Origin of the sequence: Marinobacter daqiaonensis, assembly GCF_900115285.1 — a bacterium.
Taxonomy (GTDB): domain Bacteria; phylum Pseudomonadota; class Gammaproteobacteria; order Pseudomonadales; family Oleiphilaceae; genus Marinobacter; species Marinobacter daqiaonensis.
The window spans coordinates 379438-395104 of sequence record NZ_FOYW01000002.1; the positions used below are offsets into that span (position 1 = coordinate 379438).

Genomic DNA, 15667 nt, shown 5'->3' on the forward strand with positions numbered 1-15667 from the left:
GTCAGTGTCCGAACGGTAGGGATTACTGTCCGAATGTCTTTTTGGCGTATACCACGCGTTTTTCAGGCAGCAGATGAGGGCGCTTAAGGCTTTCGATATTGCGTAGCCGGGGAACCAGCCCCTTGCCATTGGCCATCTGGATGGTGAGGCCAGGGCGGGCGTTCAGCTCCAGCAGCAACGGCCCCTCGGTCTCATCCAGCACGAGATCCACCCCGATGTAGCCAAGACCGGTGGCCTCATAGCAGCGCGCGGCCATCAGCAGCATGGTGTCCCAGTCCTCGATCTTGATATCGCTGACCGGCAACCCGGTATCGGGGTGAAGCAGAATCGGCCGATTGAACTGGACGGCGTTGAGTGCCCAGCCGCTGCCAATGTCGAGGCCGACGCCCACCGCGCCCTGGTGCAGATTCGCCTTGCCGTCGGAAGCTTTGGTGGAGAGTCTCAGCATCGCCATGACGGGATACCCCTGGAACACGATGATACGGATATCCGGCACGCCCTGGTAGGAATAGCGGGCCAGCAGAGCCGCGGGGCGCACCAGGTCCTCAACAAGGGCAACATCCGGTTTGCCGCCAAGGCTGTACAGGCCCGCAAGAATGTTGCTCAGATGATGCTCCAGATACGACAGGGGAAGGCGGGCACCGGAGGCCTTCACGTACTGGTCGCCGTCCCGGTGGAGGATGACGGTAATACCCTTGCCCCCGGAGCCCTTGGAGGGCTTGATGGCAAAGCCCTCAAGATCCACCGCCATGTCGCTGAAGTGGCCGATCTCATGCTGTTGCCGGACCACCTGGTGCAGTTTGGGGGTCTTGATATCGAAATCTTCGGCCAGCAGCTTGGTCTTGAGCTTGTCATCAACCAGTGGATAGGCACTGCGGTCATTATAGCGGGCGATATAGCCCACATTGCGCTTGTTCATGCCCAGAATGCCGGCCCTGCTGAGCCGTAAGGGCGATATCCAGGCGCTCATCCGAAGTCCTTTACCGGGCGGAAGCGACGCAGTTCACTGAGCTTGTAGCCGGTGTACTGCCCCATGAGCAGAATCAGGCCGAAGGTCACCAGGTGCAGTTCGGGAAAGTTGAAGGTCAGGTGGCGGGCCAATGGCATATCCATCAGCAGGTAGGCCAGCACCGCAACGAACAGGCTGCCGCCGCCCTGTACCATGACCTCCCGGGGGCCGTCCTCCTCCCAGAGGATCGACATCCGTTCAATGGTCCAGGCAAGGATGACCATGGGGAAGAAGGTGACCGTCATGCCGGTGTTAAAACCCATCTGGTAACCGATGATACTGAAGCCTGTGGTAATGGCGATGACCAGGATGATCAGGGCCGATATACGCGACACCAGCAACAGGTTCAGGCTGGACAGGTAGCCCCGCATCATCAGGCCCACCGCCACCACCGACAGGAAAGCCACCAGCCCTGGAACCAGCGAGGTCTGCACAAACGCCACAGCGATCAGTATCGGCATGAAAGTGCCGGAGGTCCTGACGCCGACAATAATCCGCATGAAGGCCACCACCAGGGCTCCGAGGGGGAGCAGCAGCAACATCCGGAACATACCCTGTTCCTCAATGGGCAGTTCGTAAAGGCTCAGGAAGCCGAGGCCGGTCTGGGCGCCTTCACGGGTCGCCAGCTGCAAGGCCGGCACGGTCTGCTGGAGCATGGAGAAGGTTACCTGGGAATCCTGGCCGCCAACCACGTCAAGCAATGAGGAGGAGTCCTGTCGCCAGAGCAGGACGTCATCAGGCAGGCCCTGCTGGCCCGTCTCAGGGTGGAACGTCAGCCAACGCTCGCCATTGTGAATCTGTAAAAAGGGACGCAGGGGCTGGAGCCGGCGTGCGTCTTCCAGCTTCAGGCCATCGGCGACCCGGGCGGGGATGCCTGCATGGTTGAGCATGCGCTCAAGCAGGGGCACGTGGTTCGCGTTGTTCAGCAACAGGGCGATATTCTGGTCCGGATCCGAGGACTGCATCAGCTTGATCAGTTCCCGGGTCATGCTCTCGGGGCTGGCGGATTTGGCGGCTGCCCGCTCCAGCACCTCGGCCACCGCCGTTGCCTGGGGCTCCTCCCAGAATACCGGTTCGGGCTGGGGTTTGGTTGAGCGGATGTCGCCGTCCCGGGTGTCGTCCGGTGTCAGCTGGACGTTGAAATACAGGGTCTGAGAACCGTCGGCCTCGCGAATGCTCCACTCTGCCCGCAGGTCCCCGGAATCCTCAATGAGCGAGAAACCGTAGCCGGGGGAGGCCGCCTGCCTGGAAAGCACCCTGAAACCGGGTGGGTTTTCCGGAACATTCAGGCTCACCAGCACCGGGTCGCCCTGGGCCTCGAAATCGATCCGGGCTTCCACCATCCACACCGGTTGCTTGGCACCTGCGAACCAGGGAATGCCCAGCTGCATGTGACGGACGCCGGCCAGGCCCAGACCCGTGACGATCAGCAACAGGACCGAGATATAGAATGGGTAGCGGGAACGCTGCTTCACCGGGGATCCTTCAGTTCTTGCCGTTAGCGGCGGAAGTGATCGAGCGCGGTAACTCGGTGCTGAATTCCTTGCCGACATCAATCAGCATCACGTCCCGGAGGATGTTCCGGCCGATCAGCAGCGAGTAGGTAAGGTGATCGCGGTCACTCAGAGTGAATTCGGCTTTCTGCTGATGATCGCCGATCCGGAACTGAAGCTCGACAACGGCACGACGTTCATAGTCCTCCTGATTCGCCTGGATGATCCGAACGTTGCGAACCACCTGGCGTTCCAGGGTGACGGTTTGCTCGGTTTCCGAACCCGGAACGGGAATCTCGAAACGCACCCACTCCTTGCCGTCCCGCTCGAAGCGGCGGACATCGCGGGCATCCATGGAGGAGGTTTCCGCGCCACTGTCGATACGGGCATCGTAGACAATATTGGGACCGATCAGGAAAGCCTTTTCCACTTCTCCCACCACCAGCTTGCCCTTGACCCGGTCGCTGGTCCCTGTGTCGGTCTCGGAAACCTTGCACACGGGTGTTTCCGGAATCGGGGGGCATTCCGGTGGTTTCACCTGAAGAGTGATGGCTTCCAGGATCCGGTCCGTGGAGTGCTGGTTGAGGTCTTTCAGCTCGTCATGGTGGCTGGTGTTGATCGCCTTCAGGTGGGTCAGGTCCGCCTGCTGGCTGGCCAGCGCTTCATTGAGCCCCTGCAGCTTATAGCGGTTAACCGCGACCATGTCCGGCGCACAGCCGGTCAGCAGCAGCGCGGCCGCGAAGACTGGAACAAGGGGTTTGGGTGTCGACAACATGGCCTCTCTCTGACGGTCCAGATCGCGCAGATTATACATGTACGGTCCCTCGTGCCGGTTTACGGTAACTTCACGATTGGGGCGCGTGACCCATCGGATTGCCGTTCCCTCGTTCTCTGTTTTCCGGTCCCGGCCACACACACAACGGCCAGTTTCGCGTTATAGTACTGATTATTCAGGCATAGTGAAAACAGGTTATCCATAGGTTCGGGGAGACAGGCGAATTGGATTCACTGCTGCAGCAGATTATCGGCGAGCCGGGCGTACTGGCAATCGTTGTTGTACCTATAGTGATGCTACTAGTGATGCTACTGGTCTCCTGGGTTCTGAATTTCCGCGTGAACAGACGACTGGCGGAAGAGATCCGCAACCGCCAGGCGGCGGAGCATGAACTTGCCCGTCAACTCCATGAGAAGGAACTGCAACATCAGCAACTGAGCCATTCCGACCGGCAGATTGACGAACTGGCCGATCGCCTGGCGGCTCAGGCGCAAAGCACCGAACACTGGCGCACAAGAGCCGCCGATCTGGAACAGCGTGTGGCGGCGCTGGAGGCGGAAAAACAGGCTGAGGCGAAACGGGTCGAGGAGCTGGCGCGAAATCGCGATGCCCTCAAGCAGGAATTCGAGAATCTCGCCAATCGCATCTTCGACCAGAAGAGTGAGCGTTTCAGCCAGCAGAACCGAACCAGTCTTGACAGTCTCCTCAACCCGTTCCGGGACCAGTTGCAGGACTTCCGCAAGCGGGTGGAGGATGTCTACACCACGGAAACCCGTGATCGCCAGGCTCTGCGAAGTGAGATCAAGTCCCTGCAGGATCTGAACCGGCAGATCACCGAGGAAGCCGCCAGTCTGACCCGTGCCCTCAAGGGCGACAAAAAAATCCAGGGCAACTGGGGCGAGCTGATTCTGGAGCGGGTACTTGAGCGCTCCGGCCTCCGCAAGGGCGTTGAGTACGAGACCCAGGGCAGCTACCGGGATGGGGCCGGCCAGCTGTTGCGCCCGGATGTCGTGGTCCATCTGCCGGACAGTCGCAACCTGGTGGTTGACTCCAAGGTGTCGCTGCTGGCCTACCAGGCCTGGATGACAGCCGACGACGAAGCGGACCGGGAAGCGAACCTGAAAGCCCATGTGGAGGCGGTGCGCCAGCATATCCGCGGCCTGAGCGAAAAGGACTACAGTCAGCTCAACGGTCTGCACTCACCGGATTTCGTGCTGCTGTTCATGCCCATTGAACCGGCGTTTGTGGCGGCCTTCCAGCGTGACGAGAACCTGTTCGCGGAAGCGTTCGAGAAAAAGATTATTGTAGTGACACCAACCACGCTTCTGGCGACCCTGCGGACCATTGAGAATGTCTGGCGGTACGAACGACAGAGCCAGAACGCCCGCAAGATTGCGGATCGGGCCGGCGCCGTCTATGACAAACTGAGGGTGTTTGTAGAGGCCATGGAAAAGATGGGAGCCCAGCTGCAGACCGTGCAGAGCAGCTATGAGGGGGCCATGAACACCCTGACCCGCGGGCGGGGCAACCTGATTTCACAGGCCAGCCGGTTTGTGGAGCTGGGCGTCAGAGTGAAGAAAGAACTGCCCAGAACCGTCACCGAACAGGCGGACGCTCTGGGAGACGAGGATGATGACGTCCACGAGGACGCCCGGAAAGCCGTCACCGAGGAACAGGCAGGCATTTATGAGGATGATTACGATGTACCCAGGGATTAAGGCAAGGCCTCGTCGGAGCTTCCGGCTGATGGCCGCTGGTCTTTTGGCGGGCACGCTGCTTGCCGCGGCGACTGCAACCATGGCGCTGCCACCCGAACATGAGATCCAGCGACTGATACTGGCTGTGGAGGAATCAGTGGAAAAGGAGCGCTGGGGGGAAGCGGCGGAATACCTCAACCGGCTGCAGTCACTGGAGGGGCAGAAACCGCCCCAGTATCTTTACTACCGGGGCAGGGTCATGGCCCAGTCGGAGCACTACAACGAGGCGATGTCCGCCCTTGAAAACTACATTGCAGGCACAGGCGCTGACGGTCAGTACTACACCGAGGCCCTGAAACTGATCACTGATATCGAGCAGGCCAGGGCCCGCCAGGGCGGTCGCTCCAATGACGGTTCCGGCGGTGAACCGGTGGCCGAAATCCGGCCCGCCAATGGCGACAGTCCGGAGCGGTTGCAGCGCCTGTACCTGGTGGATTCAGACCGCAAGGCCCTGATCCGGCACATGAACACCCTGCTGGATCTGGCGGGGTGGCGTCGAGACCCCAAGGTCATCCGGGAAGGCAGCAGCCCTGATCTGCACTATCAGGTCTCCGTTCCCAATGGCGAGATCCACTTTCGTGAGACCCGCACCGATGACAACGGTAACCGGTCACTCACCACCCACGCGTTACCGGTGTATGGCGTCAGCCCGGTAATCGAGTGGAGTTGTGAGAATGCCACCGAATCCTGCTGGATCTACGACCCGCGAGATGGCTCCCGCTTTCTGCGACTGGGCATCGACCGGGACCGGGCAGAAGAAATCTCGACGACTCTGGGCCGCCTGATCCGACTGCTTCAGCAGCCGGAGGGCGGCTCCTGAGTTGTGGCCACTGCCGGCTCCTGACGGGCGCTCAGGGCCGGCTCCGGGCGCGAAGTCAGGAGAATGAGGAAAAGTCGGGTTTGCGCTTTTCCATGAAAGCCTTGAAGGCTTCGGCGGCTTCCGGCGATGTCAGGCGCTCGCCAAACAGTTCACCCTCAGCCAGCATGGCGGTTCTCAGGGCTTCCTGATTACGGCGGTTCAGCAGGCGCTTGGTGGCGCGAATGGCCGCAGGCGGCTGGGCAGCGAGCTGACGGCAGGCATCCAGGGCTTGCCGTTCGGTCTCGGCCGGTTCGCAGACCCGGTTGATCAGGCCCAGTTCGAGGGCTTTCGGAGCGTCGAAGACCCCGCCGAGCAACAGAAGCTCAGCTGCCCGCACGCGACCCAGCCACTCCGGCAGCAGCAGGCTGGATGCCCCCTCAGGACACAGGCCAAGGTTGGCAAAAGGCATCTGGAAGGCGGTGTTATTCCCTGCAAAAACCATATCCACATGCAGCAGCATGGTGGTGCCGATGCCCACGGCAGGACCATTCACCGCTGTCACCACTGGCTTGTTGGCGCCGGCCAGCCCGAACAGGAAGCGTCCCACCGGTGAGGTTTCGAATTCGCCGACGGGCCCGGCAGCGAAGTCCGACAGGTCGTTGCCAGCCGTAAAACACTCCTCCGAACCCGTGATCAGGGTGCAGCGAATGGCGTCGTCCGTCTCTGCGCTCTGGATGGCGTGGGCAAGAGCGGTGTACATGTCCTGGGTAAGGGCGTTCTTACGCTCCGGGCGGTTCAGCCGGGCGATCTGGATCTGATCCTGCAGGTCGATGGTAACGTGTTCGCTCACGGGGGCTCCTTGATTCATGAAGGCCGCCGGACACCGGTGGCCGCAAAGGGGGTTTGGGTCATTAGACTTTGGTCTTGGCCCATGGATTAAACCCCAACTGCAGCGTTTTATGCAAAGGAAACCGGCACCGTGGCGGGCCCTTTCAGTCTGTATAAAATCTGGCCTTGCTGGTAAACTTGGCGCCGTTTTTTTGCGGGGCCGTTGCTTCCCGATGACACAGACGATCCCGGCCAACCGTATAACCGATAACTGATGAGACGCCTATGACCACCGTAATCCGCCAGGACGACCTGATCGAAAGCGTAGCGGACGCGCTGCAGTTCATTTCCTACTATCACCCCAAGGACTTCATCCAGGGCGTATACGAAGCCTACCAGAAGGAAGAGTCCCAGGCGGCCAAGGATGCCATGGCGCAGATACTGATCAACTCCCGCATGTGCGCCGAGGGCCATCGCCCCATCTGTCAGGACACCGGCATCGTCACGGTGTTCGTGAATGTTGGCATGAACGTTCAGTGGGACTGCAGCATGCCCCTGGATAACGTGATCAACGAAGGCGTGCGCCGCGCCTATACCCACCCGGACAACGTCCTGCGGGCCTCGGTCCTGGCGGACCCGGACGGCAAGCGAGAGAACACCAAGGACAACACGCCGGCCATCATTCACTACAAGATCGTGCCCGGCGATACGGTGGAAGTGCATGTCGCGGCCAAGGGTGGCGGCTCTGAAGCCAAGTCCAAGTTCGCCATGCTCAACCCCTCCGACTCGGTGGTGGACTGGGTTCTGAAAATGGTGCCCCAGATGGGCGCCGGCTGGTGCCCGCCGGGCATGCTGGGCATCGGCATTGGTGGTACCGCCGAGAAAGCCATGGAACTGGCCAAGGAGTCCCTGCTGGATCCAATTGATATCCATGACCTGAAGGAGCGGGGCGCCTCGAACCGCGCCGAGGAGCTGCGACTGGAGCTGTTCGACAAGGTCAATGACCTGGGCATCGGGGCCCAGGGCCTGGGCGGACTGACCACCGTGCTGGACGTTAAGGTAAAAGACTATCCGACCCACGCAGCGAACAAGCCCGTTGCGATCATTCCCAACTGTGCCGCGACCCGCCACGCCCACTTCACCCTGGACGGCACCGGTCCCGCCCTGCAGACCCCGCCGAGCCTGGAAGACTGGCCGGAAATCACCTGGGAAGTGGGCGAGAACGTACGCCGGGTCAACCTCGACACCGTGACCCCGGAAGACGTGAAAGACTGGCAGCCGGGGGAGACCGTGCTGCTCTCCGGCAAGATGCTGACCGGCCGTGACGCTGCCCACAAGAAGATGGTGGACATGATCGAGAAGGGCGAGTCCCTTCCCGTGGATCTGACCGGCCGGTTTATCTACTACGTGGGTCCGGTGGACCCTGTCCGGGAAGAAGTGGTTGGCCCCGCTGGCCCCACCACAGCCACCCGCATGGACAAGTTCACCCACACGATGCTCGAGAAGACCGGCCTGACTGGCATGATCGGCAAGGCCGAGCGCGGCCAGGTGGCCATCGACGCCATCCGCGAGTTCGGCGCCGTCTACCTGATGGCCGTCGGCGGCTCCGCCTACCTGGTGTCCAAGGCCATCAAGAAGGCCGAAGTGGTGGCCTTCCCGGAACTGGGCATGGAAGCCATCTACGAGTTCGAGGTGGAGGACATGCCAGTCACCGTGGCGGTGGATTCCCGCGGCAGCTCGGTACATCAGACCGGCCCGGCAGAATGGCAGGAAAAAATCATCGCCGCTAAAGCGGTTTGAGGGGTTAGCCACGGAAAACACGGAAAACACGGAAAAAGATAAGGATAAATAATTTGGCCACGGACGGCACGGACTGACATAGCCAGGAAATCAAAATCCTTTCTCTTTTTCGTCCGTTTATGTCCGTGGCTGGTCTTTAGTCTTTTTTTCCGTGTCCTTCCGTGGATTCCGTGGCTAAAATCTCTAGCGGTCCGTGCGCTTGTGCTTGCGGGGTCCCGCAAAGGGGTTGTTGAAACTGTCGTCCCTCGCCTGCAGCTCCGCTTCCGGATGGTGGCGGGCCATCAGTTGTTTCATCCTGTCCTCGTGTTCTTTCGGTACATCCACCATCACCAGGTGCCGGCCTGCTTCAATGTCCTTGAGAAAAGGGCGGATGCGGTAGTTGCGGGCGCTGATGCCGCCAAAGCCCGCAAGCCAGCCGCCGGAGACAACGGAAAAAGCGAACAGGGAAATCCAGGCGAACAGCGGCCAGTCAAAGCCAAGTCCCGCGTAGAGGGTGCTCACCACAATGACGCCTATTGCCGCGCCGATCAGCCAGCCCCTTTCAAGGAACCGCATCAGGTCGGTACGTTGCAGCACGCTGGCCGAATGCAGCCGGTGTCTGTGCAATCCTGCCTCGTTTTTGCTGACGATATGGAACCGCCAGCTGCCCACGCCCTCCCGGTCAAGGTCGTCGGAAATCGCGTCGACGCTGTCGATGGAATCCACAAGATAAAACAGTCTTCTCATGTACGGTCCTGAGTCCACCAGTGAAGAATGAAGTAGCCCCACTATAAACCATAACTGGCCAATCATGTGGGAGCTAAGGAGGTAGTGGTGACCTGGCGCAAGTCTGCTACGAGGAGCAGCTGATGTTCATGTGCCTGCCCCAGTCCGGGGGCTGGGCAGCGTAATGCTCGTTTTCCGGCTGTTCATCAAAAGGTCGCTTCAGCACGTTCAACAGGTCCGTCAATGGCTGATAATCTCCCTCACCTGCCTCAAGGATGACTTGCTGGGCCAGGTAATTCCTCAGTATGAACTTGGGATTGATCCCGCACATGGCCGTTTCCCGTTCACTGGCAGACCGGCTCTCGTCCTGCAATCGCTGCCCATATCTCGCCAGCCATTCGTCGGCGACCTTGCGGTCGACGAACAGATCGCGAACCGGCGTTGCTCCCCGGGAGGGCAGCCGGGACAGGCCACGGAAGAAGAGAGTGTAGTCGACACGGTGTTCATGGAGCATGCTGAAGGTGTCCATGATCAGGGTGAGATCATTCTCATCTCCCTTTTCCAGGCCCAGCTTCTGGCGCATCAGTTCCAGGAAAGTCTCATTGTAGGTGGTTTCGTATTCACGCAGGGCGCGGCGGAGGTCATCTTCATCAATCAGTGAGATAAGGGATCGAGCCAGTAACTGGCAATTGACGAACCCAATCCCGGGTTGGCGGTTGTAGGCGTAACGTCCCTGCTGGTCAGTGTGATTACAGATGTAGCCGGCGTCGAAGTCATCCAGGAAGGCGTAAGGCCCATAGTCGAAGGTATCACCGATGATGGACATGTTGTCCGAATTCATCACCCCGTGACAGAAGCCGACACCCTGCCACTGCGCCACCATGCGGGCGGTCCGGCGTGTGACCTCGGCGAAAAAAGAGGTATAGCGTTCATTCTCTGGCAGCCCGGTCAATTCCCGGAAATGGTGGCGGATGGTGTGGTCGGCAAGAGTTTTGACCGCCTCGGGACCCAGGCTGTGGGCGGCGTACTCGAAATGACCAAAGCGGATGTGGGTATCCGCCACCCTGAGCATTGCGGCAGCGGTTTCCAGGGTTTCACGACGCACCGGCTCCCTGGAGGAAACCAGGAACAGGGCCCGGGTGGTGGGAATGCCCAGGTGGTGCATGGCTTCGCTGCACAGGTATTCGCGAATGGTCGAGCGCAGCACCGCCCGCCCGTCTCCGAAGCGGGAGTAGGGGGTCTGCCCGGCGCCTTTCAGGTGCCAGTCACGGATCCGGCCATCGGGGTCCTCCGTTTCCCAGAGCAGCAGGCCCCGCCCGTCCCCCAGGTCCGGATTGTACATCCCGAACTGGTGGCCAGTGTATTTCATGGCCACCGGATCCATACCTGCCAGTAGCGCTCGGCCGGCGCCAACCTCGGTCCAGTCCTCAGGGGACGTGGTGTCGAGGCCCATCTCCCGGGCCAGGTCCGTATTGAAGTGCACAAGCTTGATGTCGCCGCGCAGTGGCGTGGGCCGGACCGGGGTGTAGAAGGTTTCCGGCAGTTCACGGTAACGCTGTCTGGTCCTGATTCCGCTGAAGGAAGCCATGGGTAGTCGGCCCGGAAGCCATTCTCCTTCTATACTGGATGAGTGTGGTCGTACCGGTACGGACTTGCTGGTATGGAACCTGCAGATCAACGTCTTACCGCATTGGATGGAGCAGACACCATGCCGAATACCGATATCGATGACGCCATTGAGGTTCTGATGACGCAGCACCAGCTGCCGCCGGAATACCGCAGAACCCTGACCGATGTCATCGAACCCCTTGCCCTCTCACTGTATCAGGCCAGCAGGGCATCCGACATGCCCCTTGTGGTGGGCGTCCATGGTGCCCAGGGCACCGGCAAGACGACACTGACGGATTTCCTCAGGGTGTTGCTGGCCTACCGTTACCAGTGCCCCACCGCCAGCCTGTCACTGGACGACATCTATCACACCCGTGAAACCCGGGAGCGTCTGGCGGAAGAGATTCATCCGCTGCTGATCACCCGCGGAGTGCCTGGGACACACGATCTCGCCCTGGGCAATCGGGTTCTCGATGCTCTGATGGGCGCCAATCCCGGCTCCCGTACCGCCATGCCGATCTTCAACAAGGCGCTGGATGATCGCGAGCCGGAGGAACACTGGCCTCTGTTTATCGGACGGCCCCGTATCATCCTCCTGGAAGGCTGGTGCGTGAATGCACGGCCGCAGCCTGGAGAGGCCCTTGAGCAGCCCCTCAATACCCTTGAAAGCGATGAAGACCAGAACGGTCGCTGGCGACGCTACGTCAACCAGCAACTGGAAGGGCCTTACCGGGAATTCTTCGACCGGGTGGATATCCTGATCATGCTCAAGGCTCCCTCCATGGAGGCGGTCACCCGCTGGCGCACCGAACAGGAGCACAAGCTCGCCCAGCGCTACCAGAGTGCACCTAAAGTGGGCGAGAACGGTGCCCGCCTTGCACCGGAAGTGCGCATAATGAGTGACACTGAGCTGGCGCGCTTCATCATGCATTATGAGCGGATAACCCGGCACAGCCTGGCGGACATGCCTGCACGTGCCGATGTCCTGCTTTCCCTGGATGATGACCACAATCTGACCCGGGCGTGAGCCATGCCCCGGCCTGGACTGATCTTCTTTTCGGACCTCGATGGCACGCTGCTGGATCATCACAGCTACGACTGGACCCCGGCGGCACCGGCCCTGGAGCGGTTGCGCCGGCACCGGCTGCCGCTGGTGCTGAATTCCAGCAAGACCGCGCCGGAGATCCGTGCCCTGCGCCGGGAGCTGGGGAACGAAGACCCCTTTATTGTCGAAAACGGCGCGGCAGTTGTGATACCGGCAGACTACTTTGAACCGGGGCCGGAGCAGACTCTGAACATGGACTGTAGCCGGTCACGGGTGCTCGCGGTACTCCGTGAATTGCGGCTGCAGGGCTTCTCCTTTACCGGCTTCAGTGATCTGTCCGTCACGGAGCTGTCCCGAGTGACCGGGCTGGATGAGGCCGGGGCGGCCCTGGCGCTGGACCGATCGGGAACCGAGCCATTGATGTGGCAGGGAACGGGGCGTGACCTGGAGACCTTCCGCGCCGCCCTCGCCGAGGCCGGCCTGAACCTGGTGGAAGGCGGACGTTTTCTCCATGTCATGGGCCTTTTCGACAAGGCTGATGGTATGCGCTACCTGATGTCGTTGTACGCCAGGGCCCGCCCCGGGCCGACGTTGCTTTCGATAGCCCTCGGAGACAGCCCCAACGACCTGCCCATGCTGGCTGGCGCGGACCTTGCAGTAGTGATTTCAGGAGTGAACTCCGATGCTGTTGAGCTGCCCGATGGCCATGCGGTGATGAGGTCCGTCGAACTCGGACCGGCGGGCTGGAATCAATGTGTCCAGGACATTCTCTCCCGCTATGACTACGACTGAGCCGCTCTGGCCCGCATCAGTGAATACAGAATAAGGAGAGGTAAAATGGGCGACTTCTACCAGAATGGAATCGTCACCACGCTCCACAACCTGACCCGGCGCCCCGTGGAGGATCTGGAAGCGGAACTGGTCCATTTCAGCAGGTCACGCCCCATGTCTCTGGTGCTGCCATCGCTGTATTCCGAGCTTGAAGGTCCCGCTCTTGCCCATATCGTCGAGGAACTCAAGTCAGTGCCCTATCTCGAGGAAATCATCGTCGGCCTGGACCGCGCCAGTGAGGACGAATACCGCCATGCCCTGAGCTATTTCTCGGGCCTGCCGCAAAGGGTGAAGGTGCTCTGGAATGATGGCCCCCGCATGCGGGACATTGATCTCAAGCTACGGGAGCAGGGGCTGGCCCCCACCGAGATGGGCAAGGGCCGCAACGTCTGGTTCTGTTTCGGCTATGTGCTGGCCTCCGGACGCAGCGAATCCGTTGCCCTTCACGACTGCGATATCCTCACCTACTCCCGGGAGCTGCTGGCACGGCTAATCTATCCGGTGGCCAACCCCTCGTTCAACTACATGTTCTGCAAGGGCTATTATCCCCGTGTCGCTGAGACCAGCATGAATGGCCGGGTCAGCCGGCTGCTGGTCACGCCGCTGCTGCGGGCCCTGAAGAAAGTCTGCGGTCGACGTGAGCTGCTGGACTACCTGGACAGCTTCCGATATCCGCTGGCGGGTGAATTTTCCCTGCGCACGGACGTTATCAACGACCTGCGTATTCCCAGCGACTGGGGCCTGGAAATCGGAGTGCTGTCGGAGATGAAGCGCAACTACGCCACCAATCGCCTGTGCCAGGTGGACATCGCCGACAATTATGACCACAAGCACCAGGAGCTGTCGCCGGAGGATGCCAGCAAGGGTCTCTCCAAGATGAGCATGGACATCTGCAAGGCGCTGTTCCGCAAACTGGCGACCGATGGCGAGGTGCTGTCCACGGAAGAGTTCCGGACCATCAAGGCCACTTATTATCGGATCGCACTGGACTTTATCGAGACCTACCAGAACGACGCCATCATCAATGGCCTGACCCTGGACCGCCATGCCGAGGAGAAAGCCGTGGAAGTGTTTGCCCGGAATGTCATGGAGGCCGGCAACTACTTTCTGGACAATCCCATGGAAACGCCTTTCATACCCAGCTGGAGTCGGGTTGCCAGTGCCTTGCCGGAGCTGATGCAGGAAATGCAGGATGCCGTTGAGGCGGACAACCAGGAGTTCGCCCCATGAGTGAAGGCGTCCTGCAGAAGCTGATGGGCGTACTCGACCAGATCTACCCGGCCCTGGATACCCGATGGCTGGCCAGAGAGCTGCTGGAAGGCATGGGGCTGGCGGAGGATGCGATTGGCCCGCCGGCACACCAGAACAACTGGGACGAGTCCGACATTCTGCTGATCACCTATGCCGATACCATTCAGGAAGCCGGGGAGAAGCCCCTGCGAACCCTGCACCGGTTTCTGGATGACTGCCTGCGGGAAACCATCAATTGTGTTCACATCCTGCCGTTTTTTCCTTACAGCTCGGACGATGGCTTCTCGGTAATGGACTACCGGGCGGTGAATGAGTCCCACGGCGGCTGGGAGGATATCCGCGCCATCTCCGCCGAATACAGGCTGATGGCGGATCTGGTGATCAACCACATGTCGGCCCGCAGCCGCTGGTTCGAGAACTTCAGGCAACGGCTGCACCCTGGCAAGGACTATTTCTTCGAGGCGGACCCGGCCCGGGACTACAGCGCGGTGGTTCGCCCCCGAACTTCGCCGCTATTGCTTGCTGTGCAGACAGAGGAAGGTGAGCGTCATGTCTGGTGCACCTTCAGTGAGGACCAGGTGGATCTGAACTTCGCCAACCCCCAGGTGCTGGTGGAGTTCGTGGGCATCATCCGCTATTACCTGGAGCAGGGGGTGCGGCTTTTCCGCCTGGATGCGGTGGCGTTCCTGTGGAAGGAACCGGGCACGTCCTGCATTCATCTGCAGCAGACCCACGAGCTCATCAAGGTGCTTCGATTGCTGGTGGAGCATCACAGCCCCGAGGCGATACTGGTCACCGAGACCAACGTGCCAAACCGGGAGAATCTCACCTACTTCGGCAACGCCAACGAAGCCCATGTGATCTACAATTTCTCGTTGCCACCGCTGTTGATCAATACCCTTGTCAGCGGCAACTGCCGGCACCTGAAAACCTGGCTGATGAGCATGCCCCCCGCCCAGATGGGCACCACCTACCTCAACTTTATCGCTTCCCACGATGGCATCGGCATGCGGCCGACGGATGGCCTGCTTACGGACGAGGAAAAACTGGCCCTGATCGCCACCATGGAGCAGTTCGGCGGCAAGGTGTCCTTCCGGCGCCTGGGGAACGGCTCGAACCAGCCCTATGAAATCAATATCGCCCTCTGGGATGCCCTCAAAGGCACCGAGCAGAACGGCCCTGACCAGTGGCAGCTACAACGCTTCCTCTGCGCCCACACCATCATGCTGGCGCTGGAGGGTATCCCGGCCTTTTACATCCACAGCCTGCTGGGCACCGGTAACGATTATGCCCGGGCCGAACACACCGGACGGCTGAGGTCCATCAACCGCGGCCAATGGAATCTGGAGGTGCTGGAGCAGGAACTGGCGAGCCCCCTCAGCCATCACAGCCAGGTATTCACCCGGCTGGAGGAACGGATCCGCCTGCGCCGCCGGCAGCCTGCGTTTCACCCCAATGCGACCCAGTTCACCCTGCATCTTGGCCTCAAGATTTTCGGTTTCTGGCGCCAGAGCCTGCGCCGCGATCAGTCCATTTTCTGCATCCACAACATTACCGACGAGGTGCAGCAGATCTCACTGGCTGACATCAACCTGATCGGCACCGAGCAGTGGCGGGACCTGATCAGTGGCGAAACCATGGCCGACCTGTCGGGGTGCCTTACCCTGAAACCCTATCAGTGCGTATGGTTGTCCAATCGCTGATCTGCCGGCCCGGCCCCGGCCGGATAAAAAAGACCTCCCGGGTCCGGGACATTATTGTCCCCA

At 60.5% G+C, this 15667-nt stretch carries 13 protein-coding genes; 7 read left to right on the forward strand and 6 right to left on the reverse strand.

Annotation, left to right across the window (positions count from 1 at the left end):
• Positions 1–22: 22 nt before the first annotated feature.
• The 3 genes from BM346_RS14495 to BM346_RS14505 are packed head-to-tail and all read right to left on the reverse strand — an operon-like array spanning position 23 to position 3316.
• The gene (locus BM346_RS14495; protein ID WP_092014640.1) at positions 23–970 is read right to left on the reverse strand and encodes an alpha-L-glutamate ligase-like protein; all 948 of its coding nucleotides are present in this window, start codon (positions 968–970) and stop codon (positions 23–25) included.
• Entirely contained in the window at positions 967–2484 is a 1518-nt protein-coding gene (locus BM346_RS14500; RefSeq protein WP_092014643.1) for an inactive transglutaminase family protein, read from the reverse strand. The genes BM346_RS14495 and BM346_RS14500 overlap by 4 nt, the downstream gene beginning before the upstream one ends.
• Positions 2485–2494: 10 nt before the next feature.
• Positions 2495–3316: an ATP-dependent zinc protease family protein gene (locus BM346_RS14505; protein ID WP_227662995.1), complete on the reverse strand. Its 822-nt coding sequence runs from the start codon at positions 3314–3316 to the stop codon at positions 2495–2497.
• Between the two features lie 185 nt (positions 3317–3501).
• On the opposite strand from BM346_RS14505, the gene BM346_RS14510 reads away from it, so the two are divergent.
• On the forward strand, positions 3502–4995 hold the full coding sequence (locus tag BM346_RS14510; protein WP_174805178.1) for a DNA recombination protein RmuC: 1494 nt from the start codon (positions 3502–3504) through the stop codon (positions 4993–4995).
• 28 nt (positions 4996–5023) lie between these two features.
• Positions 5024–5854, forward strand: coding sequence for a hypothetical protein (locus tag BM346_RS14515; protein WP_227662994.1), 831 nt, complete (start codon positions 5024–5026; stop codon positions 5852–5854).
• 55 nt (positions 5855–5909) lie between these two features.
• On the opposite strand, the gene BM346_RS14520 is transcribed toward BM346_RS14515, so the two are convergent.
• The gene (locus BM346_RS14520) at positions 5910–6683 is read right to left on the reverse strand and encodes an enoyl-CoA hydratase (RefSeq protein WP_092014648.1); all 774 of its coding nucleotides are present in this window, start codon (positions 6681–6683) and stop codon (positions 5910–5912) included.
• A gap of 263 nt (positions 6684–6946) precedes the next feature.
• Between BM346_RS14520 and BM346_RS14525 the strand changes: the two genes are divergently transcribed.
• Positions 6947–8461, forward strand: a complete 1515-nt coding sequence (locus BM346_RS14525) for a fumarate hydratase (RefSeq protein WP_092014651.1) — start codon at positions 6947–6949, stop codon at positions 8459–8461.
• A gap of 183 nt (positions 8462–8644) precedes the next feature.
• Here the strand turns inward: BM346_RS14525 and BM346_RS14530 are convergent, their stop codons facing one another.
• Positions 8645–9187, reverse strand: a complete 543-nt coding sequence (locus tag BM346_RS14530) for a hypothetical protein (protein WP_092014654.1) — start codon at positions 9185–9187, stop codon at positions 8645–8647.
• A gap of 106 nt (positions 9188–9293) precedes the next feature.
• Positions 9294–10754, reverse strand: coding sequence for a protein adenylyltransferase SelO (locus BM346_RS14535; RefSeq protein ID WP_092014657.1), 1461 nt, complete (start codon positions 10752–10754; stop codon positions 9294–9296).
• 120 nt (positions 10755–10874) lie between these two features.
• On the opposite strand from BM346_RS14535, the gene BM346_RS14540 reads away from it, so the two are divergent.
• The 4 genes from BM346_RS14540 to BM346_RS14555 are packed head-to-tail and all read left to right on the forward strand — an operon-like array spanning position 10875 to position 15604.
• On the forward strand, positions 10875–11801 hold the full coding sequence (locus tag BM346_RS14540; protein ID WP_092014660.1) for a hypothetical protein: 927 nt from the start codon (positions 10875–10877) through the stop codon (positions 11799–11801).
• Positions 11802–11804: 3 nt separating this feature from the next.
• Positions 11805–12611 carry an HAD-IIB family hydrolase gene (locus BM346_RS14545; RefSeq protein WP_092014663.1) on the forward strand — a complete coding sequence of 269 codons (807 nt, stop codon included), beginning with the start codon at positions 11805–11807 and terminating at the stop codon, positions 12609–12611.
• Positions 12612–12656: 45 nt separating this feature from the next.
• Positions 12657–13880 carry a glycosyltransferase family protein gene (locus BM346_RS14550; protein ID WP_092014666.1) on the forward strand — a complete coding sequence of 408 codons (1224 nt, stop codon included), beginning with the start codon at positions 12657–12659 and terminating at the stop codon, positions 13878–13880.
• Positions 13877–15604 (forward strand): alpha-amylase family glycosyl hydrolase, encoded by a 1728-nt coding sequence (locus tag BM346_RS14555; RefSeq protein WP_092014669.1) that lies wholly within the window; start codon positions 13877–13879, stop codon positions 15602–15604. Before BM346_RS14550 ends, BM346_RS14555 begins: the two co-directional genes overlap by 4 nt.
• Positions 15605–15667 lie beyond the last annotated feature (63 nt).

What these genes read in the sequence shown, in the direction of transcription:
- BM346_RS14525 (WP_092014651.1), top strand. Translation starts at nt 6,947, where the DNA reads ATGACCACCGTAATCCGCCAGGACGACCTGATCGAAAGCGTAGCGGAC.
- BM346_RS14550 (WP_092014666.1), top strand. Translation starts at nt 12,657, where the DNA reads ATGGGCGACTTCTACCAGAATGGAATCGTCACCACGCTCCACAACCTG.
- BM346_RS14530 (WP_092014654.1), bottom strand. Translation starts at nt 9,187, where the DNA reads ATGAGAAGACTGTTTTATCTTGTGGATTCCATCGACAGCGTCGACGCG.
- BM346_RS14555 (WP_092014669.1), top strand. Translation starts at nt 13,877, where the DNA reads ATGAGTGAAGGCGTCCTGCAGAAGCTGATGGGCGTACTCGACCAGATC.
- BM346_RS14495 (WP_092014640.1), bottom strand. Translation starts at nt 970, where the DNA reads ATGAGCGCCTGGATATCGCCCTTACGGCTCAGCAGGGCCGGCATTCTG.
- BM346_RS14535 (WP_092014657.1), bottom strand. Translation starts at nt 10,754, where the DNA reads ATGGCTTCCTTCAGCGGAATCAGGACCAGACAGCGTTACCGTGAACTG.
- BM346_RS14545 (WP_092014663.1), top strand. Translation starts at nt 11,805, where the DNA reads ATGCCCCGGCCTGGACTGATCTTCTTTTCGGACCTCGATGGCACGCTG.
- BM346_RS14540 (WP_092014660.1), top strand. Translation starts at nt 10,875, where the DNA reads ATGCCGAATACCGATATCGATGACGCCATTGAGGTTCTGATGACGCAG.
- BM346_RS14515 (WP_227662994.1), top strand. Translation starts at nt 5,024, where the DNA reads ATGGCCGCTGGTCTTTTGGCGGGCACGCTGCTTGCCGCGGCGACTGCA.
- BM346_RS14505 (WP_227662995.1), bottom strand. Translation starts at nt 3,316, where the DNA reads ATGTATAATCTGCGCGATCTGGACCGTCAGAGAGAGGCCATGTTGTCG.